Below are 26,484 nucleotides of genomic sequence, written 5' to 3' on the forward strand. Positions count from 1 at the left end.
TATTTTATTCAGGCTTTCGTTAGGGAATGTCCTCGGATGTTTCCAAAGCTCTCCTAAAATATAATACACAGCAAAGATAGTCCACAGTGGAGTGTGGGCTATTTTTGTGCTTTATTTCATAGTTTTTATCCATAAACATCTAAAATTACTTGACAGACGTGTTATAATAAATCAAAAGGTCAATATAACTGCAAAACCTTCCGACAGATATGTATTTTCGCCCGTTCCGCAAGGGAGGGGCAAAAGGAGATGAGTCCATGGCAAAGGAACACATTCAAAAGGATGTCGTCATCATCGGTGCGGGCATGGCGGGGCTGACCGCCGCCCTCTACTGCGGGCGCATGAACCTCGGGACGCTCGTGCTTGAGAACTCGCTCGTCGGCGGACAGATCGCGACGGCGGCGGACATCGAGAACTATCCGGGCTTTGAGCGCGTGAGCGGGATGGAGCTGATCGGCACACTCGAAAAGCAGGCGACGAATTTCGGCGCGGAGATCGACGAGTTCGACCGCATCGAGCGCGTCGACCTGAAGAGCACGCCGAAGATCGTGGAAACGGAAACGTACATCTACGAAACGCCCGTAATTATCATCGCCTCGGGCATGAACCGCCGCAAGCTGCCGCTGCCGCAGGAGCCGCATTACTTCAACCGAGGCGTACACTACTGTGAACTCTGCGACGGCCACACGTACCAAGACAAGGTAATCTCGGTCATGGGCGGCGGCAATGCGGCGGTGGATGCGGCGAACTTCCTCACGAAGTACGCATCGCATCTCTACCTCATCCACCGCTCACAGCTGCGTGCGGACAAGTCCTCGCAGGATGCGCTCTATGCAAATCCGAAGGTGACGGTCATGCTCGAAACGGAGATCACGCATCTAAACGGCGAGGATCGGCTCACGTCCGTTGACCTCATGCACAAGGACACGGGCAAGACGGAGACGCTGCCTGTGGACAGCATCTTCGTCAACATCGGTGTTCTCCCGAACACCGACCTCTTTGTAGGGCAGCTGAAGCTCACGGAGACGGGCTACATCGCAGCGGACGAGAACTGCCGCACGGAGATTCCGGGGGTCTTTGTCGCGGGCGATATCCGCGTGAAGGAGATTCATCAGCTCACAACCGCCGCCGCCGACGGCACAACCGCCGCGCTCCATGCGGAGAAGTATCTTGCAGGTTTGAAGAAGTGATATAGAGGAGGACATTCCCATGATTCAGGTTTTTTCGTTCGACGCGTGCCCGTGGTGCACGAAGGCAAAGAAGTATCTCGACAAGAAGGGTGTCACCTACACGGTGCGCGACATCGAGAAGGAGCCCGCCGCCTACGATGATCTCGTAAAGCTCACGGGCGAGGGCGCGTGTCCCGTCATTCTCGCGGACAGCGGCGAGTATGTGCGCGGCTTCGATCAGCCCGCCATCGACCGCCTCCTCGGCATCTAAGGAGGAACGGCTATGGTCAAGGTCTACTCCATCACGGTCTGCCCGTGGTGTGTCAAGGTCAAGAAGTACCTCAAATATCGCGGCATCCCCTACGAGGAGTTCAACATCGAGCAGGACGCGGCGGCGCGCGAGGAGTGCCGCCGTCTCTCGGGCGATACCATCGTTCCCGTGACAACGGTGGACGGCAAAGAGTTCGCTGTCAGCTATGACCGCGCAAAACTGGACAAGATTCTCGGGATTACAACATAATTGAATTTGAAAACGGTGTCTCTACACATCCTTGTGGAGACACCGTTTTTCGTTTTCTATTGCATCAGCCCGCCATCGTATTTCAGTGTGGCAAAGTAATCGTCAATCGTCTGGGCGCGGCGGATCAGTTCGATGCTGCCGTCCGTGCGGCGCAGGAGTTCGGCGCAGTGGAGTTTGCCGTTGTAGTTGAACCCCATCGCGCTGCCGTGTGCGCCCGTATCGTGGATGATGACCACATCGCCGATGTCGATCTGCGGGAGGGCGCGGTCGATGGCGAATTTGTCATTGTTCTCACAGAGCGAGCCCGTGATGTCATAAATGTGGTCGGCGGGCGCGTTCTCCTTGCCGAGCACAGTGATGTGGTGATATGCGCCGTACATGGCGGGGCGCATGAGGTTCGCCATGCAGGAGTCAAGCCCGATGTAGTGTTTATAGGTGTCCTTCCGATGGATCGCGGTGGAGACGAGCCAGCCCGCATCCCCCGTCATGGCACGCCCGCTCTCCGTTCGAAGCGCGACATCATCCAGTCCGACGGGTGCAAGGATCTCGTTGTAGAGCCGCCGAATGCCCGCGCCGACGGCGGTGTAGTTGACGGGGCTTTCCTCGGGGCGGTACGGGATGCCGAAACCGCCACCGAGGTTGATGAACGCGGGGTGAATGCCGAGCCGCGCCTTCATCTCCACCGCCAGCTCGAACATGATCCGCGCCGTGAGGAGGAACGCACCCGTGCGCCGCTCTGCCGAAATCACCATCGTATGCAGCCCGAAGTGCTGTACGCCCATCTCCCGCGCACGCGCATATGCCTCAAAGAGCTGCGGGCGCGTCAGCCCGTATTTCGCCTCCATCGGCTTGCCGATAATGTCGTTGCCCTCGATGAGGTCGCCCGGGTTATAGCGAAAGCTCAGCACTTCGGGCAGACCTGCATTCTTTGCCAGATAGTCCAGATGCGTGATGTCGTCAAGGTTGATGACCGCGCCGAGGTCGCGTGCCTTTTGGAACTCGTCGGCGGGGGTATCGTTCGAGGTGAGCATGATCTCCTCGCCCGTCACGCCCGCCGCCTCGGAGATGAGGAGTTCGGCGAGGCTGCTGCAGTCCGTCCCCGCGCCTTCCTCGTGGAGGATCTGCACGATGCGCGGGTTCGGCAGCGCCTTCACGGCGAAGTGCTCACGAAAGCCCGGCGCCCATGCAAAGGCATCGCGCAGACGGCGGAAATTCGCACGGATGGTCGCCTCGTCGTAGATGTGGAACGGGGTCGGGTATCGCTCGATCAGCGCGTGTGTCTCCTCGATGCTGAGCGGAAATGTCTTTTCGTTCATAATGTCCTCCCTCAAAACCCGCAAACAAGTTGTCCCATTATAGCAACGAAAAAACACCGCTGTCAACAAGGGATGCCTTGACGAAGCCGGCCACGCCTGTTTGCACCACGGGCATTTGCGTGGAATACGTACGTGGAGCCGCCCCGCAAAAGAAGGAAAATCCACCGAAAACGCGAATATGAAAAACATATATATCTCCATCACGGTTTCATTGGCAAGGAGGATGCATTTATGTTTGTTGCCGACTGTATGACCAAGAATCCCGTCACGATCCGTCCGGACGCGGGCATGGACGAGGCGGAAAAGCTCATGGACGAGGGGCATTTCCGCCGTCTGCCCGTTGTGGAGGACGGGAAGCTCGTCGGCTTTTTCACAAACCGCGATCTCCTGCGCGCCTCGCCCTCGTCGGCGACCACGTCCGACCGCCATGAGGTTCGCACCCTGCTCGCCAAGATCAAGGTCGCGGATGTCATGCAGAAGAACGTCATCTCCGTCACGGACACAATGACGATCGAGGAAGCGGCGCTCATCCTGGAGCGCAAGAAGATCGGCGGTCTGCCCGTCCTCTCCGAGGGAGGCGACCTCGTCGGCATCATCTCCTCCACAGACATCTTCCGCGCGTTCACCGTCGTCATGGGTCTCGACACCGGCAAGACGCGCCTTACCATCGACGTCGCCGACCAAATGGGGGTACTGCGCGACATCTCGACCATCCTTGCCAATCTCGACATCAACATCGACAGCATGGTCACGCTCCCGCAGCCGAACGGCACCTATCAAATCATCATCCGTGCCGACATCGACGACGTGGACACGGTCAAGAAACGCCTCTGGGCAAAGGGGTTCACCGTCAGCCACGTCACCCGAATCGGCTGACCCCCTCATTGCCACAAAAAAGCAGCCGTACATTGTGTGCGGCTGCTTTTCCTTTCCATACATATCTACGCAAACAAATTTATTCCTCTATGAGCTGTCCATCTGTCCCGACCAAAATAAGGCGTGCGCCCGCGAAATCCGCAAGCAGCTTCCGCCCCTCCTCTGCACCGAGGACAAAGATCGCCGTCGAGAGCATATCCGAGAGCAGTCCCATGTGTCCCTGCCATTCCCCCGCGCCCTCCATCGGCAGCACGACGGTCGCCGAGGCAAGCCCCCTCTCTGCGGGATTCCCCGTGCGCGGGTCGATCAGATGATGATAGCGCCGTCCCTCGCAGAGGAAGAACCGCTCATCGTCGCCCGAGGAGGAGAGGACTTCATTGGAGAGCGATACAACGGTGAGAAGATCCGCACGCCCCTCCCCGCGCGGATTGCGGATGCCGATCTGCCACGGTGCGCCCTCCGCATTCACGCCCATGCCGAGGATCGAGCTCGTCCCGAGATCGGCAAGCGCGTTTGTGATGCCCTCGTTTTGCCATGTGCTGCGGATGCCGTCGAGCGCAAGCCCCTTGATGAGCGCACCGCGATCCATCTTCATCCCCGCTTTCATCAGACGTGCTTCATATCGCGTCTGACCGCCCTCCTCCACCGCACGCAGTTCAAGTGCCGCACAGCCGACACGCGCACGCGCCGCAGCGATCTCCTCGGCGGACGGCGGCAGCTTCTCCGCGCGCGCCCGCTCCCAAAGTTCCGTCAGTGCGCCCGCCGTCACATCGAACGCCCCGCCCGAGCGGTGCGCGACCTCCTGTGCAAGGCGCAGCGTTTCATAGAGCGCGGGCGACACCTCCGTCCACGCCCCCGTCCCCGCAGCCGCCTCCATCGCGGCGAGCGTCGCCCCGTCCGCATCGCGCTCCGTCTGCGTGAGCACGGCAAGCCCGTCGCGCAGAGCCGCCTGCGACGCGATCTCATCCGTGCGCACCGTAAGATGCGCCACCGTCCCCATCATGAGCTTGGTATCCTCCGCCGTCACATCCCCCCCGCATCCACCGAGAAGAAGCGCGGCGCAGAAAAGAAGGGCAGCAGGAATTTTATACAACGTGAAGAATCTTTTTATCATATGTATTCCTTTCCATGAGGGGAATCGGAGCGGCACGATGCCCTAAAGCGCCCCCTAGTGGAGCAAAACGTTCGCGCAGGGCTTTGCGCCGCAAAAACGCTTCATCTAATGCGAGGTATTCCATGTCACCCAGACTTTATGAAATCGCCCGCTTCGTCCTCGTCGGCGGCGCGTGCTTCCTTCTCGACTACGGACTGCTCTACATCCTCACCGAATACGGCGGCATCCACTATCTCATCTCCGCCGGCATCTCCTTCACCGTCTCCGTCCTCGTCAACTACTATCTCTGCCTCGTCTGCGTCTTTCGCGGCGCAAACGCGCAGACAAGACGCGCGAAGATGCTCTTTTTCGGCTCAAGCATCGCAGGGCTCGGGCTCAATCAGCTCCTCATGTGGATGCTCGTCGATCTCGCAGGGATTTACTACATGATCGCCAAACTCATCGCCGCCGGCATCGTCATGGTGTGGAACTACATCCTCAAACGCCGCGCCGTCCTCGGTGCGTAACACATTCTAACACGCACGGCCGCGCCGTGCAAACACATCCTCGTGCAGAGTTTCATCCCCGCTCCACGTTCCGTGCAGACGCGCGGCGCATATGCGTCAAAAATTGCCAAAAACAGCATATTTTTGTGACAGAACGGATAAAATAACAGATTCTTTGCTATTTATTTTCCTATAATTGCAATTTAACGAAATCAAATAGAGGATATTGTCTATTATAATAGAATATACTCAATGAATACACTCTTATAAATTTGCTTCAATAGATAAAATTGTCTTGCTATTTTTGCAATTATGCGGTACACTAAAAAAAAAGGATGGACGGCTCATTGACAGCAGATATATGAGCGTTGTCATTATCATCTGCGCAAAGGGAGTGAATATCATGTTTCTGGAGGAGCGCCAAGAGCTCATCGTCCGCATGGTGGAGCGTGACGGTAAGGTCAAGGTCAAAGAGCTCAGCGCCAAATTCAAAGTGACCGAAGATTGTATCCGCAAGGATCTCGGCTCGCTCGAACGGCAGGGGCGGCTGAAGCGCACCTACGGCGGCGCCGTGAAACTGACGCAGAGCGTTCACATGATCGAGGTCAGCCGTCACCGTCACATGGATATTGAGGCAAAACGCCGCATCGCACAGGCCGCCGTTTCTCTCATTCAGGAGAAGGATATGGTTTTCCTGGATGTTTCGACGAGCAATCTTGCCATCGCAGAACTGCTCATGAAGAGCGACCGTGATCTCACGGTCGTGACGAACATGGTCGATGTCCTTGGCGTACTCGCACGCAACCCGCGCATCGAGCTGATCTTTGCCGGCGGGCAGATCAACCGCGGACGCGACGGGTTCTGGGGCGGCATGACGCAGGACTTCATCGGCAGGCTCAAGCCCGACATCGCATTCGTCGGCGCGGTCGGCGTGGATGTCAAGGGCAACAGCGTGTCCACCTACGACATCGACGACGGTCTCAACAAGGCACGCATCATCACACGCAGCAAACGCGCCTATGTCGTCGCAGAGGCACGCAAGCTGTCGACGGACGGCAACTACGACTACACGCCGCTCAATGCCCTCGCAGGGCTTGTGACGGACACGGAGCCGCCCTCGGACATCCGTGCGGCAGCGGCGGAGCTGGGCATCGAGATCGTACTGCCGTAACAGCGCAGCACAATCTCATCGGAATGGTCGGAACAAAACCGAGACGGACTCTTGCCGTCTCGGTTTTCTTGTGCGAAAATACCAAAAAAGGGGGAATGGATGTGGACGATCTTCTCGCGCACTGCACGCTCTGCCCGCGCCGATGCGGTGTGAATCGGCGTGCGGGCGTGCGCGGGTTCTGCGGCGCGGGGCGGGAGGTGCGCGTTGCGCGGACGATGCTGCACCGATGGGAGGAACCGTGCCTGGTCGGCGCACACGGCGCGGGGGCGGTGTTCTTCGCCCACTGTACGCTGCGCTGCATTTACTGTCAGAATCACGCAATCAGTCATGAGGGCAGCGGCACGGAGATGCGTACGGAGGAGCTTGCCGCCCGCTTTCTCACGCTCCAACGGGAGGGTGCGGCGACACTCGATCTCGTGACCCCGACGCACTACACGCCGCAGATTCTCGCCGCGCTCACGCAGGCACGGGCGGAGGGGCTGACGCTCCCTGTGGTCTGGAACACGAGCGGCTATGAGACGGTAGAGAACATCACACGTCTGGCGGGTGCGGTGGACATCTATCTGCCCGATCTGAAATACGCAAATGAGGAGAGCGGACGGCTCTACTCCGCCGCGCCCGACTATGCGGCGGCGGCATGGGATGCCCTTGCGGCGATGGTCGCGCAGGTGGGAGCGGTGCAGTTTGCCGCAGACGGGCAGCTCATGCGCGGCGTACTGGTGCGCCATCTCGTACTGCCGGGACACCGCCACGAGAGCATTGCGCTCGTGCGGCGGCTGTGGACGGCGTTCGGCGATGCCGTGCAGCTCAGTCTGATGCGGCAGTATACGCCGCTCTACCGTGCCGCCGAATTCCCGCCGCTGCATCGGCGGCTCACAACGTTTGAGTATGAGAGCGTGGTCGCGGCGGCGCGCGAGCTCGGGATGGAGCGCGTCTATGTGCAGGGGGCGGAGGCTGTGGGGGCGCAGTATGTGCCGGATTTTGCGTGAGATATTTTATGTCTTGACACAGCGGAGCAAGACCCTCGCCCCTCTCGTTACACCCAAGCCCCTCAAAGCGCCCTACCACCGCTTGCGAGGTGTGATGTCCCTAAGCGAACCATAGTGAAGCAAGGGGGTAAAGCACGCGGTATGCCCCGGCGGATTTCTTTCGTTCAAGCGAAGCGCGTTTAAGAAGTCCGCCGGTATTTGAGCATACAAGCGTGCGAACCCTTGCGCAACGATGCGTTCGCGTGGGACTCACACAGAGCGATTCACCCTCTCGCCCGCACAAATCCCTTCCACACTGCTTTTCGCAGCAGATCCGCAGGGATCATGGTCGCGGCAAGGAGGAACACAAGCCCCCAGCCGCCCGCGTGAATCGGCGTTGTGCTGAACATCCCGCCGATCCATGCGCCGACATCGTGCGGGAGGTAGGGCGCGTTGATGATTGCCGCCATGATGAGCACAATCATCGCCCATACCTTGACAAAGCCGAGATTTTCACCAAGCCTGCGAAAGATGCCGAAGCCCGTGGAACGTACGTTGAATCCGTTCATGAGCGAAGCGAGGACGAAGATCAGAAAGTACGCCGTATAGTGCTCCGCCTTTCCATCGAAACACGCGGCAATGCGTGCATCGGTGAGAAAGAAGAAGCTGAGGAGGACGAGCCACGTCCCCATACAGACAATCTGCACGCTCATCGCTGGGCTGATGAGCCCCGCGTCGCGGCGGCGCGGCTTCTCGCGCATATAACTCTCGTGCGCCGGCTCGTTGCCGAGCATGATCGCGCCGAGGCTGTCCATGACGAGGTTGATAAAGAGGAGATGCGTCACGCGCAGCGGCTCGATGATGCCGAAGAACGGCGCAGTGGCGCTCACAACGACCGCCGCGATGTTGATAACGAGCTGGAAGCGGCAGAATTTCAAGATGTTGTTGTAGATCGTGCGCCCGTAGAGAATCGCATCCTTGATGGAGCGGAAATTATCGTCGAGGATAACGATGTCCCCCGCGTCCCGCGCCGCCTCTGTGCCGCTGCCCATCGCAAAGCCGACATCCGCACGGCGCAGCGCGGGCGAGTCGTTCACGCCGTCGCCCGTCATGCCGACGACGAGGTTCATCTTCTGCGCGAGGCGCACGATGCGCGACTTGTCCGTCGGCAGCGCACGCGCGATGACGCGCAGCTGCGGCAGGATGCGCTGTACCTCCTCGTCCCGCATCTGTGCGAGGTCGCTGCTCGTGAGCACGAGCTCGCCGTCCGCACGCAGCAGCCCCGCATCGCGGGCAATCGCAACAGCAGTCTCGCGGCGGTCGCCCGTCACCATGACGACCTGCACGCCCGCCGCCAGCACCTCCGCAATCGCCTCGCGTGCCTCGGGGCGCACATCGTCACGGATCGCGGCAAACCCGATGAGAACCACATCGGCGTTGATCTCATTTTTCCGAAAGGGCTGCTTGGAGTATCCGAATGCGAGCACGCGCATCGCCCGCTCCGCATAGGCGTTGATCCTTTCGTTCAGCGCCGCCGCATCGAACGGGACAACGGTGCCGTCCGCACGGAGCGCATACGCTGCACGCGCGAGCAGTGCCTCGGGCGTACCCTTGTAGACCACCGTGCCGCGTACGGACAGCTCCGCCTGACTGAATTTGTTCGTCGAGTTAAAGGTCTGCCGCTTGCCGACGCGGCAGGCTTCATTCTCCTGCATGGCGCAATACGTCTGTGCGCCGAGGAAGCGCATGACCGCCTGATCGGTCGGATTGCCGCCGATGACCGCGCCCGTATCGTCATACATGGTGGCGGAGTTCCTGCCGATGGCAAGCTTCAGCTTTTCGTGAAGAACGGGATGCTCCTCCGGCGCAACCACCTGACCGTCCGCCGTAAAGAAGTCCACCACCGCCAGCCGGCCGCCCGTAATCGTCCCCGTCTTGTCACTGAAGAGGATGTTCAGCGAGCCCGCTGTCTCGATGCCGACCGCGCGGCGCACGAGCACGCCGCGTGCGAGCATCCGGCTCGTATTCTGCATCAGCACGAGCGAGATCATGAGCGGCAGCCCCTCGGGCACGGCACAGACGATGATGAGGATCGCGAGTGAGACCGCCTGAATCGCGTCCACGAGGATGTGGCTCCACCCGAGCGCGACATACGCCTCCATGCCGCCCGCGCCGATGGCAAAGAACATCATGTAGAGCGATATAATGACAATCCCCGAGATGTAGCCGAACGCCGAGATCTGATCAGCGAGCTTCGCGAGCTTCACCTGCAAGGGGGATGCCGGCTCGCGCACCTGCATCTCCGCCGCCATCCGCCCCATCATCGTCCGCACGCCGACGCGGCGCACCTCCATCACGCCCTCGCCGTCAAAGACCACGCTCCCGCGAAAGAGTGTCGCATCGCCCACGAAGGTATCGCCTGTGATCTCGGCGGGGAATACATAGTGACTGTCTGCGGGTGTCTTCGGGCACTCCTCCGTCTCCCCGTTGAGTGCCGCATTGCTCACGCGCAGTTCCCCCGCGATCAGCATACCGTCGGCGGGAATCTTGTTGCCGCCCTGCAAAATGACATGGTCGCCGACCACGATCTCATCCACAGGCAGAACGAGAAGCCCGCCGTCACGGCAGACCTTCGCCGTATCCTTTGCCGTACGCGCACGCAGGGCGCGATACTCCGTATCGCTCGCAACATTCGTCCGCGCCGTCACCGTCGCGACGATGATAACGGTCACGATCGTCCCCACCGGCTCATAGATCTCCGCGTGACCCGCAAAGTACATCGCGATCATGAGCGCAACCATCACGAGCAGGATACGGATCATCGGATCGCGGAACGTCGCCAGAAACGCCTGTCCGAACGTCGTCCACGCCGGCTCCGGAATGGCGTTCGCGCCGTATTTCGCGCGTGATTCCTCCGCCTGTGCCGATGTCAGTCCCGTAAATTTCAAGAACGCTCCCCTTTCCCCTCAACCGCGCACCGCACGCACAAAGTAATAGATGAGATAGGCGCTGACGGCGAGGGCGATCCCATCCCCGAGACTGCCGTACATCGGCGCAGTCAACACGATCAAGGTCAGCACGGCGATGCGCACGGGCTCCTCCCATGCGGCATTGGTACGTCTGCGCTGCGCCGCCTCCACCGCCTTGGAGATGCGCCTCTGCCAGCGCGTCAGCCAGAGTGCAATCCCCGTGACGATCATCGCCGCCGTCATGAGGATGAGCAGCGCCCAAAAGAGCTTTTCCGCCATCATCTCATGGTTGTGGATGTGCAGATTCAAAAAGAACGGCGCCACCTGCAGCCATGCGGGCACGGGTACAGGAAGCGGCTCCCCGCCACCCGCTGCGAGATAGACCTGCGTCCCCAGTGCAAAATCCGTCGCGCGTACCGTCGGCTCTGCGATCTGAAACACATAGAGCGCACTCTCCGCCGTGGGCAGACGCATCGAAATAACGTCCTTTGCAGGAAATGCTTCCTGTATCCGCGCCAATGCTTCCTCCGGCGGAAGCAATGCCGCACGCTGTTCCTGAACGGCAAAATGCTCTGCCGCAAGCCCCTGCGCCGTGCGCTGATAGTCCCGCATACCAATGGAGTAGAGGACGATAAAGATACCGCTCACGCACATGAGAGTTGCCCACGTGCCCGCAAAGACCGACGTGAGCTTGTGCCAGTCCGACCGGAACAGGCGGCTGCTTCGCCGCCGCCGTGTGCCGAAGGCGAGCGTTTTCATCATCGGCAGGTAGAGATAGACACCGCTCACAATGGAGATCACGGAGAGCACGCACATCGCGGCGAGAAAGTCGCGGCCGCCCTCCTCCATCCCCAGACGGACGTGCAGAATGTGCATCGTGTGCATGAACTCCTGCACCGCCTCGGAGCGGTAGACGCGCTCCTGCCGGTTAAAGAGCGTACCTGTACGCACATCGTACATGATTTGCTCGCCGCCCATGCGCATATGGGAGCGCCCTGCCTTCCCGCCGCGCTCCTTGACGCGGAAGTACAGCGTCCCATCCTCCCCGTCCGGTGTGACCGCCAGAATCTCCTTCGTCGGGAACGCCTGCGTCACCGCCGCCGTCCCCTCGGGCAGACCCGCCCAGATCCCACGCAGTGCCATGGGTTCCCCGCGCGGCGGCAGATTCACCGTGTTCCACGCGTTGATCTCCCCGCGAAAGAGCAGCGGCAGCCCCGTCAGCGTCAGCAGCAGCAAAAAGAGTGCGCAAGCAAGGCTCACCCACTGATGAATGAGATAGATTTTTCGCATGATTTTCCCCGATTCCATACACAAATGTTACCGTCCCCTATCATAACATAAAACGAATGGAATTGGGGAAAAAAGAGGACGGCCGCGCTCCCCGGCGCAACCGTCCCCCAATCTCCTCAATCAGCCCTCTTCGACCTCGATCAGAGCATACTTTCCATCGTTTCGACCGTAAACCACGTTGACCTCCTCCGTCTCCGCATTGCGAAACACGAAGAATCGGTGGTTCAGCAGATTCATCTGCATGATCGCCTCCTGCACATCCATCGGCTGCAAGCTGAACCGTTTCGTCTTGACGACGGGGAATACATCATCCTCCTCCGGCACGGGCTGGGCAAACGTCTCGACCGCCTCTGCCTTGAACCCGCCGTGACGGAAACGCCGCTCCAGCTTCGTTTTCTGCTTGCGGATCTGGCGTTCCAACTTCTCGATCACGAGATCAATGGAGCTGTACATATCCTCGGAGCGCTCCTCGCCGCGCAGCAGCACGCCGCGCACAATCGGCGCAGTCACCTCGACCTTGTGCCGCTTCCCCTCCACCGAGAGCAGCACCGAGATGTCCCCGACGTTTTCAAAATACTTCGTAATCTTGCCGACCCGCTTCTCCACATAGTCGCGCAGCGCCGGTGTGACCTCGACATTCTTTCCCCGAATCGTGAATACAGCCATGAAACACAGCCCCTTTCTATTCACAGGAGCGTCATTCTCTCCGCTCCCCCTTTGCCTATGTATTTCGACACGGACAAAGAAAAACCTGCAAAAGAATTGTACTTTCCCTAAATTCTGATTTTTTATATTCCGAACTGACGAGCTCCTATGGAATTGTGCAAATGAAAAAGCCCGCTGTGTAAGCCGGGCTTTTCAACTCTTTGCGGTTATTCCTTTTTGACCACGTTGTCCGCCTGCGGACCGCGCGCGCCCTCGACGATGTCGAATTCGACTTCCTGCCCCTCGCTGAGGGTCTTGTAGCCCTCGCCACGGATCGAGGAAAAATGAACGAATACGTCGTCGCCGTCCGCACGGGAGATGAATCCATATCCCTTGTCCGCGCTGAACCATTTCACTTTGCCCGTCATATCGGCTCTCCTTTCACGGCAGAGAAACCTGCTCACAAACAGGCACTCCCCCAGTTTTGCATAGATGCTTTCTCTTATTATAAGAGCCGTGTACAGGACTGTCAATGGGCGATTCTCAAACGATCGGAAAACATTTGTCAGCCCTGCGGGAAAAACTTCTCAACCCGTCGGAAACGCGCACGCTCAAGTTCCTCGCGCCGTGCAAACATCTCGCGATAGGCGGCGATGCGCTCGTCCAAATGCTGTTCGAGCAGACGGTGCTCCGCCACATAGCGATAGGCGTTCTCCGCAAGCGTGCGCCGCAGGTCGGCACGTTTGATGAGGAGATCCAGCTTCTGTGAAAACTCCTTCGGGCTGCGATAGATCATCCCCGTCTCACCGTCGCGCACCGTCGCCGCATAGACGGTCGGTGCGGCGAGTACCGCCGCGCCGTGTCCCGCTGCCTCGATGAACTTCAGATCGGACTTGGCACGGTTGAACGCTGTGTCGTTCAGCGGCAGGAGCGCGATGTCCGAGACGTGCAGTTCCGCCGTATAGCGCTCGTACGGGGCGACGATAGAGACCTCCCGCACATCACCCGTAAACACCTTTGCCTCCGTTTGGAGCTCCTGATAGAATCCATAATCCGAAACCACGCGGAAGTACAGGCGGTCGCCATGACGGCGGATCGCCTCGTTGATCGCAGGCATCAGCGGCTCCCAGTCCGGACGGCGGTTCAGCGCACCGAAGAAAATCGTCACACGGTCTGTGGGCACATCGCAGCTGCGCCGCTCCGGCAGCGACGGCAGTTGATTCTCAAAGAGATAGATGTAGGGGTTGAACGCCCGCAGTTCGTCCGCAAGATACTGCGTCGAGACCTGCACGGCTGAAACGGCGCGGAAGGAGCAGTAGTCGTTCTCCACAAGTTCCTTGAAGATCGCAGGATGATCGTCGAACTCATGCACAATGATATTCCCCTGTGCCGCTTGCCGGGAAAGCATCTGTTTCATCGCGGGAATCCGCCGCATGATTTTCCGCTCCAAGAGGAGGATACTGTCATGCTGCGGTGCCGCTTGGAAAAGATCCATCTCCGGATCTCCCGTCTGCACACACCCACTCAGCGTGATGAGACCGCGTTCGTTGAGCAGCTTCAGCGGGGCATCCAGACGCATCGGCGCACAGCCGTCAATGCGGTTCACAACGGCAATATGAATGGAGGGCGTGTTGGTCATGTAGCTTGTTCGCAGTGCGGGAGATACCTGCGAGAGCAACGGATTGATAATGTTCTTACAGTCCTTCTCCAATTTGGCAAGAGCCGCCCGATAGTCCTCCTCTGCCGTCAGAAACACACGCCGTTGCCAATACTCCTCGATGAGATGACGCCACTCCATGCCGGCGCGAACAAGCGCCTCGGGGCGCTGCCCCTCCTGTCCGCCATGGATGCGGAACAGGCTGAGCGGTCTGCCGAATATAACGGCATTCCCCTTTTCGAGGAGTTCCAACCACATCGCACATTCGGAGAGCACCCGGCAGCCGCGCGCCTCCGCACGCCAACAGTGGTGCGCGAGATCCCGCCGCCGAAAGAGAACGGCGGAAGGGTCGCCCAAGAAATTATCATGGTTCATGAGGGTACTGCGACCGACTGCCGCACCGCCGCAGCACACATACATCCCATGGATGGGCGGCGCATTCTCCCACTGCCCGAGATACGCGCCATCCCCGTCGATGACCCCGCGTATCGAAGTGACGAGCGTGACCTCCTGTTCGGAAAGGAATGCATCGACCATCCGCGTCGTCTTATCCGGCAGGAGGATGTCGTCGTCCATACACCATTGCAGGAACTCACCCTGTGCCAGATGCTCGAACGGCATAAAGTTCTCCGCCTTCGTCCGCGCCTCTCGGTTGCGGATATAGCGCACGCGCACATCGTCCCGATAGGAGCGCATCAGCTCCTCGGTGCGGTCGTCCGTCGAGTTGTCGCAGACAATCACCTCGATGTTCGGATAGGTCTGTGTGAGCGCCCCCGCAAGCGTCTCCCGAAAGTAGTGCGGACGGTTGTACGTCGGGATCATGATGCTGACCAGCGGCGCCCTCAGAAGTGCCGTGCGTGCCGTCGCACGGATGAGGGGGAGATCGTGCGCCCACGCAATCGTGCCCAATGTGTCATGCAGGATCGTCTCGGGCAGACCGATGTCGATGCCCCATCGTTCCATGAGCAGCGGACGCGCCTCGGAACGCACCAGATCGTAGAGGTCGCAGTGTCCCGCCCCCCGATGCGCAAAATAGACAGGCACGCGCAGGAGGTGGAACCCCTCGTATTTGAAACGAAACGAGAGGTCGAGATCCGCACCGCCGCCCGTGAACGCCTCGTCAAACCCCTGCACCGCCCGAACGGCGGAGCGGCGCACGAGCAGGGCAAAATCCTCAAGGAACAGGCTGTCCGTCGGCTGCGTCAGATGACGGCGCACCCACGCAGCCGCATCCTCCCCGTGCGACGCCATCTCCTCCGCATTCATGTACTGCCACGCGAATTCCGTGCGGTTGGAGAAAGGGCCGACGGCGGCGACCGTCTCATCCGATCGAAGGACTTCCAGCATCTTTGCCAGTCCGTCCGCCGTGAGGACGACCCCCGCACGCAAAAAGAGCAGGGTCTGTCCTGCGGCGGCTGCCGCCCCCACATTCCACTGCGCCGCTGATGATTCTCCGACACAGGACAGCACGCGGCACGTGAGCCCGTGCAGTTCCGTCCGCAGGAGCTCCACCTCTCCCGCCGCAGCGGGAACGAGCAGCTCCGTTTCCACACACAAAGCAGAGGCAGCGGACACCGCTGCCTCTGCCGTCTCACGCAGATATTCCCGATCCCCGCCCCCGGCGAGGATGATCGTGAGCGCACTCATGCCTTCAGCGTGCGCAGCAGCAGGAAGTCCGCCCGCCGCATCTTCGCCGCCACCTGCAGAGCCTTATCCTTTTCTCCCATATCGTGCAGGAGGAGCGCCATGTTCCGCAGGGTCATATCATCTCCCGAATCGAGCCGCAGCGCCGCCATGAGGAGCGTCTTTGCCCCCGCATGGTCGCCCGCCACGTACGCAGCTCCCGCGAAGCTGTTCAACACCTCCACCTTTTCAGAGGGGCGAATGTCCTGTGACAGGATCTCCTCCGCCTGCTTCTGTGCTGCGGCAAAGGACAGCTCTGTCTGCTGCGGCGCGGACACCTCCGCCCGTGCGGGGGCTTCCGCAGGCGCGTCGGATACGGCGGGCGGCACGGTGGGTACAGCGGGGGCTTCGGCGGTCGTCACGGACAGCTCCGATACCTCGGCAATCCCCAGCAGAGCCGCCAACTGCGGATATGCTGTGCGCGTATGCACAGCATCCATGCGTGCCGCATCTCCTGCGATCCGACCGATCTCCGTGCGCTGCTCATACGAGAGCGTCCCCTTGTACACGCGCAGGATGCTCTCACAGAGGCGCAGCGCATCCTCCGACCGCAACTCGCGGCGGCAGATCTGCGCGAGCAGGATACGCACATCCACATTGTCCGGCTCGCGCGTGAGCGTATTCGTCACCCAGCTCGCCGCACGCGTATAGTCGCCCAGCTCGAAGTAGGCACGCGCCACATCGGCAAAGCATTCCATGGGCGGATTGCCCTGCTCGACCATATCGGCAAAGGTATTGATGACCTCCGCATACGCCTTCTTCTCCATCTGTGCGCGGATCTTTGCCGCTGCTTCCGTCGTCTTCTCTGCCATGTTCCTTGATCCTTTCGCCTTGCGTTTTTCCTCGCGCCGTGTACGCTTTCTGCGCGTACGCTCCGCGCGGCTCTCTCTACGCTTCTTCATTGAGATAGTTCTCCCATATCATCTGATACGCCGCCTCCATCTCGCGGATATAGTGCTCCTGATCCATGACGGGCGATGCCCGCATCCGATCCCGCAGTTCCCTGTGCAGCGCATCCAACAGGTCAAGATTGCCCGCAAGCGCCACCGCCGTCTCCACATAGTCCTCCATCCGCTCCGAGGCAAGCTCGGCAAGCCCGATGTTCGCGAGCAGACTGTAGGTAAAGCGCGTACTGTGCCGCTCCGTATAGTAGGAAACGACGGGTACGCCCATGTAGAGCGCATCGCAGGTCGTCCCGCCCCCCGGCCACGGGAAGGTATCGAGCGCGATGTCCACATCCAGATAGCGGAGCATATAGTCCTTCGTCGCCTCCTCGAACATGACGCGGCTCATATCAAAGCCCAGCCGCCGCATCCGTTCCCACAGCCTCACGGCACAGCCGGACTTGCCCATCGAACTGTTTTTCAGCAGCAGACGGGACTGCGGCACGCGTTCCAATATTTCCCGCCATGCCGACAGCATCGTATCCTGCAGCTTCACATACTGATTGAACGTCGCAAACACGACATAACCCCGTCTGCGCGCGGGCGTTCCCTGTGCGGCGGGCAGATGCGTATAACCATTATAGCAGAACTGGCTCGTGAGGCGCAGCAATTTTTCCACATAAAATTGCTCGTTGGCCGCAGGGTCGCAGAAATGATCCGTCACAAAGTAGTCCACCGCCGGCAGCCCCGTCGTCGCCATGTAGCCCAACCCCGAGATCTGAACGGGCGCGGGCTTCCATGCAAGCGCAGCAAGCCCGGAATTCGCCGTATGCCCTGCGAGATCAAAGAGAATATCCACCTCGTCGGCGTAGATCTCCCGCGCGATCGCCTCCATATCGCACTGCTGCGGACGGAGATCCCGCCATGCCGTGACCAGCGTCTGAAAGAACTCCGTGTACTGATCCTCCTTGCCGAGGCTGTAGACATAGACCTCGAACCGCGCCCGATCAAATCCCGCAAAAAACGGCCAGATGAAATACTGCATGACGTGCTCGCGGAAATCCCCGGAGATGTAGCCGATGCGAATCTTGTCCTTGTTCCGCCGCCCGCGATGGGAATAGCGCGGCACGTCGGCAAAGAGCTCCCCGTATCCGCAGCTGCGCCGATAGACCTCCGCCGCCGGAAGATCGACCCCGTTCAACTGAAACAGGCTGATCCCGTAGTAAAAGCGGCGCCGATCGTCGCTGTCCGCCGCGTCGGCAGACAGCCGCGCATATGCCGATGCCGTCTCCCCTCCCACGGCGAGTTCCCCATACTCCGCACACACCTTGATCAGTGCATCGCGCACCTCGGGAACGGCAGGCAGCCCCTCGGCGATGAGCGCCAGTCCTTCCTGCGCCCGCGCAAAGATCTCCTGCGGCGTTCCGAACGGCTCCGTACGGAGCACCGACAGATAGAGACGCGCCGCCTCACGGTCACGGGGAACCCCCTCCGCCAGGAGCGCCCAACGCGCCGCATACGTCCTCTCCCCCAGAAAGAAATACGCCCACGCGAGGCTCATGCGCTGCTCCGGCGCGAGGCGTTCCATGCCGTCCAGAGCGTGTGCCGCAGAGAGCACCGCCGCCCAGTCCCGCGCCGCTTCCGCGCGTGTGATCTGCGCCGTCAGCTCCTGTGCCGTCCGCCCGTCCCCCCGCAGGAGGAGACGGTCATAGGCGCGCTCGACGGCAAACAGAATGGTGTGCGCATCGAACACATCGGAAAGCCGCCAATGCAGACAGCCATGCAGCTCCGACAGCGCCGCAGGATCCGCAAGCAGACGGCAGACCTCTCCCGCCATCTCCTGCACGGTGTGCACGGGAGGACAGCCCAACTGCGTCAGGACATAGGCAGAGGCATGGTCATATACAAAGGGCGCAGCCGTCAAAAGCGGCACGCCGTGATCCGCCGCACGGCAGACATCCATGAAATCGACATCCGTCCCGAGCACAAGATCCAGCTCCGCATAGGGCAGCTCCTCCACGATCTCAAGCACAGATGCCGCCGTCCCCGCCGCTGCCACGCGTGCAACCCCATCCTCCGCGAGCTGCGCCGCGACCGCCGCAGGAAGCAGCAGACGGACGGCGGGCAGGCGCGGCAGAACATCGGCGAGAACCCCGATGAGCACGTCCCTCCCCTCTGCGGAACAAGCGCCCGCGACCCCGACGGCAGGAACGCCCGCATCGCGCAGCGGCGCACGATAGGTATAGCGGTGTACGCGCACAAACGGCGTACAGCAGCGCGCAAGAACCGGCTCCCCCGCAACCGTCGGGAGCTGTGCCGCGAGCTCTGCGGGACAGCCTGCGGCAAGCGAAACGATGTGCGGAGCGGGGCGCAGTGCCATGATGGCGCGTGCCGCCGCATCCGGTGCGCGGAGCGAGAGATCGACGAGGAGATCGATGCCGTCCCGCCGGATCGCCTCCGCCGCCGCCTGTGCAGAGAGCGTCCCGAGCTCGCGCAGCGGCACCTCCTTCGAAAAGATTTCGGTATCGCCGCCCGTCCCCGTATGATAGGCATAGACCTCGAACCGCTGTGCGTTATAGCCGGAGAAAAACATCGGCAGAAGATCGCGCGTACGCCCTCCCCCGAAGTCTGCGGAGAGATAGCCCAGACGGATCTTTCTGCGCCTGTACGCCGCAGCACGGGCTGCCCGCGCCCTTGTCTTTTTTTTCTTCATATCGTCGCCCCTGTTTTACAGCTTTATAACAAATATCGTCATTTATCCGCACGCGCTTTAGCGGACAGGGGTGCAGACGCCCACACCTCGGGCGACTCCGCCAGACGTCCGATGCGCCGCCGCATCCGCTGTGCCTCGGGCGCGGCGGAGAGCTCCCTGCACACATCCGGCAGAAGGAGCGCGAGCGCCTCTTGGCTCTCGGGGGCAAAGTCCGCCATCCGCGCCGCCGCCAGTGCCGCCGCACGCTCCATGTCCTCAACGAGGGATGCCGCCGCCGACGCCGCATCCCCCACCAGGAGAAACCGCTGCCGCAGCGGGAACTTCCGCGTGCTCCTGCGTTCATAGTAAAGGCTCGCACGCGGAAACTCCTCCGCGAGCATGACGGCAAGAAGCGCCGCATCCTCCTTCGGGTCGAAGAACCCGTTCAGCGTTTCGACCACCGTCGCCTCGTCCACATGGAGATCGTGCAGCAGACGGATGAGGCGGCGGAGAACCATGGTCGAACGGGGAGCCATGGACAGAGCGCATCCATACAGGCGCAGCGCCTCCTCCGTTTCCCCGCGCAGAGCCGCCGCCTCCCCGAGATGCGCGTAGGCGGTCGGCGCGAGAATGCCGGCGTAATCCCCCGCACGGCCGTACTCCTCATGGAGATCCAATCCGGTACGAAATGCCCTGCACGCAGCGGCAAAATACCCCGCCTCCCACGCATACATTCCGTAGATCAGCGGAAAAACCGCCTTTTTCGGGAACGCCGCCCGCGCCTTCCCGTATGCCGCACAGATCGCCGCATCCCCCGCCTTCATCAGGATCAGCGACTGGAGGAGAACGGCGTGCGTGCGATCCTCCGAGCCGATCGGCTGATCGCTGCTGTCCCGCGCGAGCTGTGCGTAGTGTGCCGCCTGCGGATAGTCCTCAAGCGTATAGTAACAGTCCATCAGATGATACTCGTCGAGTGTCCGGAACTCCCCGCGTGCGCGGCGTGCCAACAGGAGATCGAGGTCGCGCCGCGCCTTCCCCCGGATGATGCGCGGCGAGTATCCCGTATGATAGAGCACGAGCCCCGGTGCCGACACCATCTCGCGCCCCGCATCGCCGCTCAGATTTTTCACATACTCGTGAATGCTGCCCACAAAGCGGATGTGCGGTGCGCGGCGGAAGATCCGCTGCACCTCTGCCGTCGTTCCGAGCAGCGCCCCCGTATCCATGTCGATGTTGACGAGGTGGACAATAAAGCCGTCAAAGTTCTTTTTTTGACGGTACTCCTCGATCAGGGGACGCACACGCGGCGCGGACTCCTCCGTAAAATACTCATCCGCATCGGGAAAGACCACCCAGTCCCCCGACGCCCGATCGAGCGCGAAATTCTTCGCCGCCGCAAAATCGTTGATCCAGTCGAAGTGAAATACCTGCGCCCCGCCCGCACGCGCGATCTCCACCGTCGCATCCGTCGAGCCCGTATCGACCACGATCATCTCATCGGCAAAGACGCGCATGGAGGCGAGCCAGCGCGGCAGATTTTCCGCCTCATTCTTCGTGATGACACACGCCGAAATCTTCATCGTATCAGCTCCATCAGTTCCCTTGACCTGCGGTGCGCCCCATCGAGGGCAAGCGCCCGTTCGAGATACCCCTCTGCCTCCGTCCGCCCCCCGAGGCGCAGGGAGGCAAGCGCCATCGCAGAAAGCGCCTCCGCGCTCTCCCCCTCCATCTCCATGACAAGCGCCCACGCGCGGAGCATCCCCTCACTGCGCTCCGCCGCCGCGAACGCCTCCGCCGCCGCACGCACGACCGCCGCGCCGTAGCCCGCCGCCGCACGCAGAAACCGCTCCGTCTGCGCCGCGTCCGCATAATGGATAAACGCCTCGCGCACGAGATCATATCCCTCCCGCGTGCGGGGAAGCTCCACCGCATCCGGTTCGTCCCAGTGCCGCCAGAAATCGCGCATACTCTTTGGGAGCAGACCGCGCAGACGATGATAGAGCGCCATGCCCCCTATATCGTGCGTACGTTCCAGACACAGCAGGATTTCGGGCATCGCACGCACATGACCCGCCATTTCCGCCACGAGCAGCTGCCCCGCCTCAGTCGGCGGCACATCCCGCAGACGCGCGTAGATCTCGGGCGCAGGGATCGCCGTTCCCGTCATGCGGGAACATACGGCACGCGCCTGCTCCGCCAGCGCACATCTGCCATAGCTGTCCGCAAACCGCGCGAGGTAGGAGAGCGCCGCCGCATCCGTGCCGCAGCGCTCACAGAGCGCATCGAGCAGCTGTGCAGGAGCATCCGCCGCGTGCAGCTCCGCATAGACATCGAGCGCCTCCTCCCGCGCCGTATCGGAGGCGAGGGCGCACGCACACGCCGCCTCCGCCGCAGACCTGTCGCCCGCCGCCAACAGCAGACGCGCCCGCGCCGCCTGTACCTCGCCTTCCCATGCGGCGAAGTCACTCGCCTCCCCGCCCGCATCGGCAGGGCGTTCCGACAGCGTGACCGCACGTGTCAGCGATGCAAGCGCATCCGCCTCCTCCCCTGCCGCCGCCAGCAGTAGCCCGAGACGACCGTGGAAATCGGGGAGCGCGGGAAACGCGCAGCACGCCGCCCGCGCCGCCGCAACCTGCGCCGCAAGCGGCACACACTCCTTCTCCATCGCGTCGAGCAGCAGGTGATGGAGATGGCTCTGCCCGCCGATGGACGTGACCGTTTCCTCCAGTGCCGCACGCGCATAGACGAGAGCCGAGGCATATTTCCCAAGCCCGTAATAGGTATCCGCGAGATAGCGGCAGTCCCCCGGCTGCAGCCCCTCCTCTGCAAGATGCCGCTCCATCAGCGCGAGATTGCGCTCGTGCTTGGCACGGATGCGCCCCGCCGAATAGCCGACATGGCGGATCGGGAGCGCGACCGGCTCATGAGAGACCGTCGGCACCCCGCCCTCCTTCCGCAGCGCCTCATGCACCCGTCCCGTGTAGAACAGCCCGCGCCCCATGCGCAGGAGGCGGATGTGCGGCGCACGCCCCAGTTCCCTACCGCCCGCATCCTCGTCGATGTGGACAATCGGCAGCAGCACCGCATCCACATGGGGCATCGTCACATCCACCATCGCCAGATAGCCGCGCACCTCCGTCGGATCGAAAAAGGACTCATCCGCATCCGGAACCGCCGCCCAGTCGCCCGTCGCGATGGCAAGCGCGGCATTGCGGGCGGCGGCGAAATCGTCCCGCCACGCGAAATCCGACACCCGCGCCCCTGCCGCCTCCGCCAGTTCCCGCGAGCCGTCCCGCGAACCCGTATCGACGACAACGCGCTCGTCGGCATAAGAGGCGGCATTGTCCAGCCATGTCCCCAGATCCCGCCGATCATCGCGCACAAAGACCGCCGCCGTGATCCGCAGAGCCGCCGCCCGCGCCGCGATCCGCTGCCAGAGTTCTGTGCGCCCGCGCAGCTGCGCACGCATCTCCTCGGAAAACGAGCACGGCTCCAGCCCCGTCTGTGCGCCTGCCGCCATGGCACGCTCCGCCGCCGCGCACGCCTCCCCATACCGATGGCAGGCGGCAAGCGCCTCCGCATATTCCGCGTGCATCTCGGGCAGCTCGGGAAACGCCTCCGCCGCCGCCCGCGCAAGTGAGAGACGCTTGTCCCGCAGCGCGGGATGCGCTGCGTAAAGACGCAGCAGAATGCGATACGAACAGCTCGCATAGACGACCGGCTGCCGTCCGCGTCCGACATCGAGGAGCGCATAACGCTCCGCCATCGCCGCGTCGCCGAGATTGTCATACGTCTCCGCGAGATACCGCCAGCAGCGTTCGGGCGCATCCGTGGAATCCATCTCCGCCAACAGGAGGCGCAGGTTGCGCTCCCCCTTGGCGCGGGTCAGCGCCGCCGAGTAGCCCGTATGCACGAGCGTCAGAAGCGCCGGATCGACCCGGCAGGCGGACGGCACAGCACCGTCCGCCGTCCGCAGCTCCTCGTGAATCCGCCCCACATAGCGCAGCCCCCTCTGCGCCCGAAAGATGCGCGGCGCATACGAATCGAGCAGCACCGCGCCCGTCTCCTCATCAATGTTATGCCACGGGAGGAGCAGCACATCCGCCGCCCCCGCGTCCGCCTCGGCAATGACCGCACGCAGATGCGCACGCGTTTCTGCCGAGAAGTATTCATCCGCATCGACAAATACGACCCAATCTCCCGTGACACGGGCGAGCGCCGCATTGCGTGCGGCGGCAAAGTCGTCCTGCCATGGGACGTGATAAACCGCCGCCCCCATGGACGCCGCCACCGCCGCCGAGCCGTCCGCCGAGCCCGTATCAACGACAATCCGTTCATCCACCGCATCGCACAGACTCTCCATGGACTTCCTCAGATGTTCCGCATCATCGCGGACAATATAGCACGCCGTAATCCGAAGCCCATCGTCCCGCACCGTATCTCTCTCCCCTCCGCAGGACTGCGCCCGCGATTCCGCCTGTATATTCATGTGTTCGTGGATCTGCGCAAGACGCGCCGCAACGCGCCCTGCAACCGCATCGTTGAAAAACGAGGCGTCCGCACCGTGCGCTCCGCCCGCCGCATAGCGATCCAACGCCGCCGCAAGGTTCTCCGCCGCCTCCGCATAACGCCCAAGCCCGCAGAGAATCATCCCGCGCTGTGCATGGAAATCGGGCAGATGCGGAAACCGCGCAAGCGCCTCCTCCGCAAGTGTCAGCATCTCCTCATCAGGATAGTGGAGCGCACGCATGGACTCGATCATCTGATGATAGATCCTGCTCTCATTCCCGATGAAGCGATGATCGCTGTAGAGAGCCTCCTTCGAGAGCGCGAGGGCACGCGCATAGTCCTTTTTCCCAAAATAGCAGTCCGCAAGGTAGAAGGCATGGCTTGCCGTCCTGCCGTGCAGCTCTGCATCGCGTTCCAACAGGGCAATGTTGCGGCGGATCTTCTCCGGCCCGCGCTCCTTGCGATAGCCCGTATGCCCTGCGTCGAGACGCGCATCCGCATAGGCGAGAACGTGCTCCTTCCCGTCGTCCCGAACGATCTGCTCATGAATCGGACCCGCATAGTGCATCCCGACCCGCCGAAAGATCCGCGGGCTGCGCTCATAGACGGCATCCGTCCGATCCTCCGCCGTCAGAAAACTGCAAAGCAAAATCATCAGAACATCCGCATCGGGTGTCATTCGCAGCGTGTCCGCAATGCCCGCCCGCACCTCCTCCGGATGGAAGAAATACTCGTCCGCATCAAGGAATATCACATAGTCCCCCGTCGCATGGCGCAGTGCCTCATTCCGTGCCATGGAGAAATCATCCTGCCACACGACATCGTAGAGATCCGCATGATACGCTGCGGCTGCCGCCGCGACAGCGGGCGCCCCCGCCGTCGAGACGACGATCCGCTCGTCCGCCGCCGGTGCGGTGGACGCAAGCGAACGGCACAGCTCCTCTGCCTCATCCTTGACAATCCAACAGGCGGAGATCTTCATCCGACACATCCTTTCTGCACAGTGGTATCTGTTCATTATACGCGATTACGGGCGTTTTCGCAAAGAAAAAGAACCCCTCCCCATGAGGGGAGAGGTTCTTATCGTCCGTTCGTAACTGCCGAAGCGAATTACTGGAGGAGCGAGAGGACAGCGGAGCTGTTCTGGTTCGCCTGCGCGAGCATGGACTGCGCAGCCTGGAGCAGCACGTTGTTCTTCGTGTAGTTCGTCATTTCCTTCGCCATGTCGGAGTCGCGGATCGTGGACTCGGAGTTCTGCACGTTCTCGGACTGCGTCGTGAGGTTGGAGCTGGTGTAGTTCAGACGAGCCTGGATTGCACCGATGTTCGCCTGCTCGTCGAGCGCCTTCTGGAGCGCCGTCTCAAGCGTGTTGATCGCAGCGTTTGCCTTCTCCTGCGTCTGAACGCTGAGAACCTGACCGTCCGTGCCCTTGATGCCGAGGGCGAGGGAACGCATATCCGTCATGCTGACCTTGATCGCCTGGTTCGCCTTGACACCCGTCTGGAGGACGAGGGAGTTGTCAGTGGACTTGTTCTCTGCGCGGATGCGCTCGTTGAACGCGTCAAGCGCCGTGTTCGCCGTCTTGCGGATCGCGCCCGTGTTGTCCGTGATCGAGATCGTGAAGGACGAGATCTGCGCAGTCGTCCCGGAGTCTGCAGCGGTGAGCGTGAGCGCCGTCTTGTTGTCCGCTGTGTAGACCGTGTTGCCCGCCTTGTCAAGGCCGACCGTCGACGAGTTCTGCGTGGTCTTGACGAGATCCGTGCCCTTTACCGACTCCGTCCCGTTGAATGCTACATTCCCGAGGATTTCAGAGAGCGAATTGGTGCCAACCTTGATCGTCGTCGAGTAGGTTCTGCCCTCACGGACATAGGACACCGTGACGTTGTCCGTTGCCTGGATGTTGAGGCTCTCATCCGTGCGGCTCTTGAGCTGCGTCAGAGCAGAACCCCACGCGGAGGACGTGCTCAGCGCCGTGTTCGTCAGCGCCGTGCAGGTCGCCGTACCCTCGCTGTTGCGCGAGCCGTCGACGAGGTACTTGCCGTTGTACGTTGCAAGCGCGTTGTCGTCGATCTGGTCAACCATCTGGTTGATCTCTTTCTGGATCGTGCGGCGATCCTCATCCGTGTTCGTGTCGTTCGCTGCGTTGATCGCCTTCTCCTTGAGGGTCTTGAGGATCTCGACCGTGCTGGAGACAGCGCCCTCAGCGGTGCGCATCATGCTGTTGCCGTTCTGCGTGTTCTGGTTGTCCTGATCGAGCGAACGGATCTGGACGCGCATACGCTCGGAGATCGCATACCCGGACGCATCGTCGCCCGCGCTGTTGATCTTCATGCCCGAGGAGACCTTCTGGAGGCTCTTGCTGAGTGCCGACTGGTTCTTGTTCAGGATGTTGAGCGTGTTGACCGCCGGCATGTTGTTCTTAACTACCATTGCCATGTGTAAATTCCTCCCTGGTGTGGTTCCGGTTCTTCCGGAAGTTGAATGTATGTGCGGACATCCGTGCCCGCTGTATAATAGGCAAGTGACGCGTCTATCC

General features: G+C 61.3%; 20 protein-coding genes. 7 read left to right on the plus strand and 13 right to left on the minus strand.

Annotation, left to right across the window (positions count from 1 at the left end):
• Positions 1–257 precede the first annotated feature (257 nt).
• From QU667_RS09830 to QU667_RS09840, 3 genes are read left to right on the plus strand one after another with little or no spacing between them, the layout of a single operon-like run.
• Positions 258–1,190: an NAD(P)/FAD-dependent oxidoreductase gene (locus tag QU667_RS09830; RefSeq protein WP_304986997.1), complete on the plus strand. Its 933-nt coding sequence runs from the start codon at positions 258–260 to the stop codon at positions 1,188–1,190.
• A gap of 19 nt (positions 1,191–1,209) precedes the next feature.
• Positions 1,210–1,440: a glutaredoxin family protein gene (locus tag QU667_RS09835; protein ID WP_304986998.1), complete on the plus strand. Its 231-nt coding sequence runs from the start codon at positions 1,210–1,212 to the stop codon at positions 1,438–1,440.
• A gap of 12 nt (positions 1,441–1,452) precedes the next feature.
• The gene (locus QU667_RS09840; RefSeq protein WP_304986999.1) at positions 1,453–1,689 is read left to right on the plus strand and encodes a glutaredoxin family protein; all 237 of its coding nucleotides are present in this window, start codon (positions 1,453–1,455) and stop codon (positions 1,687–1,689) included.
• A gap of 56 nt (positions 1,690–1,745) precedes the next feature.
• Here the strand turns inward: QU667_RS09840 and QU667_RS09845 are convergent, their stop codons facing one another.
• Positions 1,746–3,005, minus strand: a complete 1,260-nt coding sequence (locus tag QU667_RS09845; protein WP_304987000.1) for a diaminopimelate decarboxylase family protein — start codon at positions 3,003–3,005, stop codon at positions 1,746–1,748.
• Positions 3,006–3,236: 231 nt separating this feature from the next.
• Here QU667_RS09845 and QU667_RS09850 point away from each other — a divergent pair, with 231 nt between their 5' ends.
• Positions 3,237–3,881 carry a CBS domain-containing protein gene (locus QU667_RS09850; RefSeq protein ID WP_304987001.1) on the plus strand — a complete coding sequence of 215 codons (645 nt, stop codon included), beginning with the start codon at positions 3,237–3,239 and terminating at the stop codon, positions 3,879–3,881.
• Between the two features lie 79 nt (positions 3,882–3,960).
• Here QU667_RS09850 and QU667_RS09855 read toward each other — a convergent pair whose 3' ends face one another.
• Complete coding sequence (locus tag QU667_RS09855) at positions 3,961–4,995, minus strand: FAD:protein FMN transferase (RefSeq protein WP_304987002.1); 1,035 nt, start codon at positions 4,993–4,995, stop codon at positions 3,961–3,963.
• Positions 4,967–5,119 (minus strand): hypothetical protein, encoded by a 153-nt coding sequence (locus tag QU667_RS09860; RefSeq protein WP_304987003.1) that lies wholly within the window; start codon positions 5,117–5,119, stop codon positions 4,967–4,969. Before QU667_RS09860 ends, QU667_RS09855 begins: the two co-directional genes overlap by 29 nt.
• On the opposite strand from QU667_RS09860, the gene QU667_RS09865 reads away from it, so the two are divergent.
• The 3 genes from QU667_RS09865 (at position 5,118) to QU667_RS09875 (ending at position 7,640) form a co-directional block, all read left to right on the plus strand.
• Positions 5,118–5,501: a GtrA family protein gene (locus QU667_RS09865; RefSeq protein WP_304987004.1), complete on the plus strand. Its 384-nt coding sequence runs from the start codon at positions 5,118–5,120 to the stop codon at positions 5,499–5,501. The genes QU667_RS09860 and QU667_RS09865 overlap by 2 nt on opposite strands.
• A 382-nt stretch (positions 5,502–5,883) precedes the next feature.
• Positions 5,884–6,651 (plus strand): DeoR/GlpR family DNA-binding transcription regulator, encoded by a 768-nt coding sequence (locus QU667_RS09870; protein WP_304987005.1) that lies wholly within the window; start codon positions 5,884–5,886, stop codon positions 6,649–6,651.
• A 95-nt stretch (positions 6,652–6,746) separates the two neighbouring features.
• A complete protein-coding gene (locus tag QU667_RS09875; protein ID WP_304987006.1) occupies positions 6,747–7,640 on the plus strand; it encodes a radical SAM protein in 894 nt (297 codons plus the stop codon).
• Positions 7,641–7,903: 263 nt separating this feature from the next.
• Here the strand turns inward: QU667_RS09875 and QU667_RS09880 are convergent, their stop codons facing one another.
• The 10 genes from QU667_RS09880 to QU667_RS09925 all read right to left on the minus strand — a co-directional run bounded on the left by QU667_RS09880 (position 7,904) and on the right by QU667_RS09925 (position 26,384).
• Positions 7,904–10,567: a cation-translocating P-type ATPase gene (locus tag QU667_RS09880; RefSeq protein ID WP_304987007.1), complete on the minus strand. Its 2,664-nt coding sequence runs from the start codon at positions 10,565–10,567 to the stop codon at positions 7,904–7,906.
• An 18-nt stretch (positions 10,568–10,585) separates the two neighbouring features.
• A complete protein-coding gene (locus tag QU667_RS09885; RefSeq protein WP_304987008.1) occupies positions 10,586–11,878 on the minus strand; it encodes a PepSY-associated TM helix domain-containing protein in 1,293 nt (430 codons plus the stop codon).
• Positions 11,879–11,998: 120 nt separating this feature from the next.
• Positions 11,999–12,544 carry a ribosome hibernation-promoting factor, HPF/YfiA family gene (gene hpf / locus QU667_RS09890; RefSeq protein ID WP_304987009.1) on the minus strand — a complete coding sequence of 182 codons (546 nt, stop codon included), beginning with the start codon at positions 12,542–12,544 and terminating at the stop codon, positions 11,999–12,001.
• A gap of 206 nt (positions 12,545–12,750) precedes the next feature.
• Positions 12,751–12,951, minus strand: coding sequence for a cold shock domain-containing protein (locus tag QU667_RS09895; protein WP_304987010.1), 201 nt, complete (start codon positions 12,949–12,951; stop codon positions 12,751–12,753).
• Positions 12,952–13,088: 137 nt separating this feature from the next.
• Positions 13,089–15,827: a glycosyltransferase gene (locus tag QU667_RS09900; protein ID WP_304987011.1), complete on the minus strand. Its 2,739-nt coding sequence runs from the start codon at positions 15,825–15,827 to the stop codon at positions 13,089–13,091.
• Entirely contained in the window at positions 15,824–16,765 is a 942-nt protein-coding gene (locus QU667_RS09905) for a tetratricopeptide repeat protein (protein ID WP_304987012.1), read from the minus strand. Before QU667_RS09905 ends, QU667_RS09900 begins: the two co-directional genes overlap by 4 nt.
• Positions 16,752–19,460, minus strand: coding sequence for an O-linked N-acetylglucosamine transferase, SPINDLY family protein (locus QU667_RS09910; protein ID WP_304987013.1), 2,709 nt, complete (start codon positions 19,458–19,460; stop codon positions 16,752–16,754). The genes QU667_RS09905 and QU667_RS09910 overlap by 14 nt, the downstream gene beginning before the upstream one ends.
• A 38-nt stretch (positions 19,461–19,498) precedes the next feature.
• Positions 19,499–21,019, minus strand: a complete 1,521-nt coding sequence (locus QU667_RS09915) for a glycosyltransferase family 2 protein (RefSeq protein WP_304987014.1) — start codon at positions 21,017–21,019, stop codon at positions 19,499–19,501.
• Positions 21,016–24,930, minus strand: a complete 3,915-nt coding sequence (locus tag QU667_RS09920) for a glycosyltransferase (RefSeq protein ID WP_304987015.1) — start codon at positions 24,928–24,930, stop codon at positions 21,016–21,018. Before QU667_RS09920 ends, QU667_RS09915 begins: the two co-directional genes overlap by 4 nt.
• Positions 24,931–25,058: 128 nt before the next feature.
• Positions 25,059–26,384, minus strand: coding sequence for a flagellin N-terminal helical domain-containing protein (locus QU667_RS09925; protein WP_304987016.1), 1,326 nt, complete (start codon positions 26,382–26,384; stop codon positions 25,059–25,061).
• Positions 26,385–26,484: the final 100 nt, after the last annotated feature.

Source organism: Selenomonas dianae (assembly GCF_030644225.1).
GTDB lineage: Bacteria > Bacillota > Negativicutes > Selenomonadales > Selenomonadaceae > Centipeda > Centipeda dianae.

Excerpts from the sequence above, each read along its gene's own strand:
- QU667_RS09915 (WP_304987014.1), bottom strand. The coding sequence starts at position 21,019 with ATGAAGATTTCGGCGTGTGTCATCACGAAGAATGAGGCGGAAAATCTG.
- QU667_RS09855 (WP_304987002.1), bottom strand. The coding sequence starts at position 4,995 with ATGATAAAAAGATTCTTCACGTTGTATAAAATTCCTGCTGCCCTTCTT.
- QU667_RS09885 (WP_304987008.1), bottom strand. The coding sequence starts at position 11,878 with ATGCGAAAAATCTATCTCATTCATCAGTGGGTGAGCCTTGCTTGCGCA.
- QU667_RS09865 (WP_304987004.1), top strand. The coding sequence starts at position 5,118 with ATGTCACCCAGACTTTATGAAATCGCCCGCTTCGTCCTCGTCGGCGGC.
- QU667_RS09840 (WP_304986999.1), top strand. The coding sequence starts at position 1,453 with ATGGTCAAGGTCTACTCCATCACGGTCTGCCCGTGGTGTGTCAAGGTC.
- QU667_RS09875 (WP_304987006.1), top strand. The coding sequence starts at position 6,747 with ATGGATGTGGACGATCTTCTCGCGCACTGCACGCTCTGCCCGCGCCGA.
- QU667_RS09845 (WP_304987000.1), bottom strand. The coding sequence starts at position 3,005 with ATGAACGAAAAGACATTTCCGCTCAGCATCGAGGAGACACACGCGCTG.
- QU667_RS09870 (WP_304987005.1), top strand. The coding sequence starts at position 5,884 with ATGTTTCTGGAGGAGCGCCAAGAGCTCATCGTCCGCATGGTGGAGCGT.
- QU667_RS09920 (WP_304987015.1), bottom strand. The coding sequence starts at position 24,930 with ATGAAGATCTCCGCCTGTTGGATTGTCAAGGATGAGGCAGAGGAGCTG.
- QU667_RS09850 (WP_304987001.1), top strand. The coding sequence starts at position 3,237 with ATGTTTGTTGCCGACTGTATGACCAAGAATCCCGTCACGATCCGTCCG.
- QU667_RS09910 (WP_304987013.1), bottom strand. The coding sequence starts at position 19,460 with ATGAAGAAAAAAAAGACAAGGGCGCGGGCAGCCCGTGCTGCGGCGTAC.
- QU667_RS09900 (WP_304987011.1), bottom strand. The coding sequence starts at position 15,827 with ATGAGTGCGCTCACGATCATCCTCGCCGGGGGCGGGGATCGGGAATAT.
- QU667_RS09860 (WP_304987003.1), bottom strand. The coding sequence starts at position 5,119 with ATGGAATACCTCGCATTAGATGAAGCGTTTTTGCGGCGCAAAGCCCTG.
- QU667_RS09830 (WP_304986997.1), top strand. The coding sequence starts at position 258 with ATGGCAAAGGAACACATTCAAAAGGATGTCGTCATCATCGGTGCGGGC.
- QU667_RS09925 (WP_304987016.1), bottom strand. The coding sequence starts at position 26,384 with ATGGCAATGGTAGTTAAGAACAACATGCCGGCGGTCAACACGCTCAAC.
- hpf (WP_304987009.1), bottom strand. The coding sequence starts at position 12,544 with ATGGCTGTATTCACGATTCGGGGAAAGAATGTCGAGGTCACACCGGCG.
- QU667_RS09895 (WP_304987010.1), bottom strand. The coding sequence starts at position 12,951 with ATGACGGGCAAAGTGAAATGGTTCAGCGCGGACAAGGGATATGGATTC.
- QU667_RS09905 (WP_304987012.1), bottom strand. The coding sequence starts at position 16,765 with ATGAAGAAGCGTAGAGAGAGCCGCGCGGAGCGTACGCGCAGAAAGCGT.
- QU667_RS09835 (WP_304986998.1), top strand. The coding sequence starts at position 1,210 with ATGATTCAGGTTTTTTCGTTCGACGCGTGCCCGTGGTGCACGAAGGCA.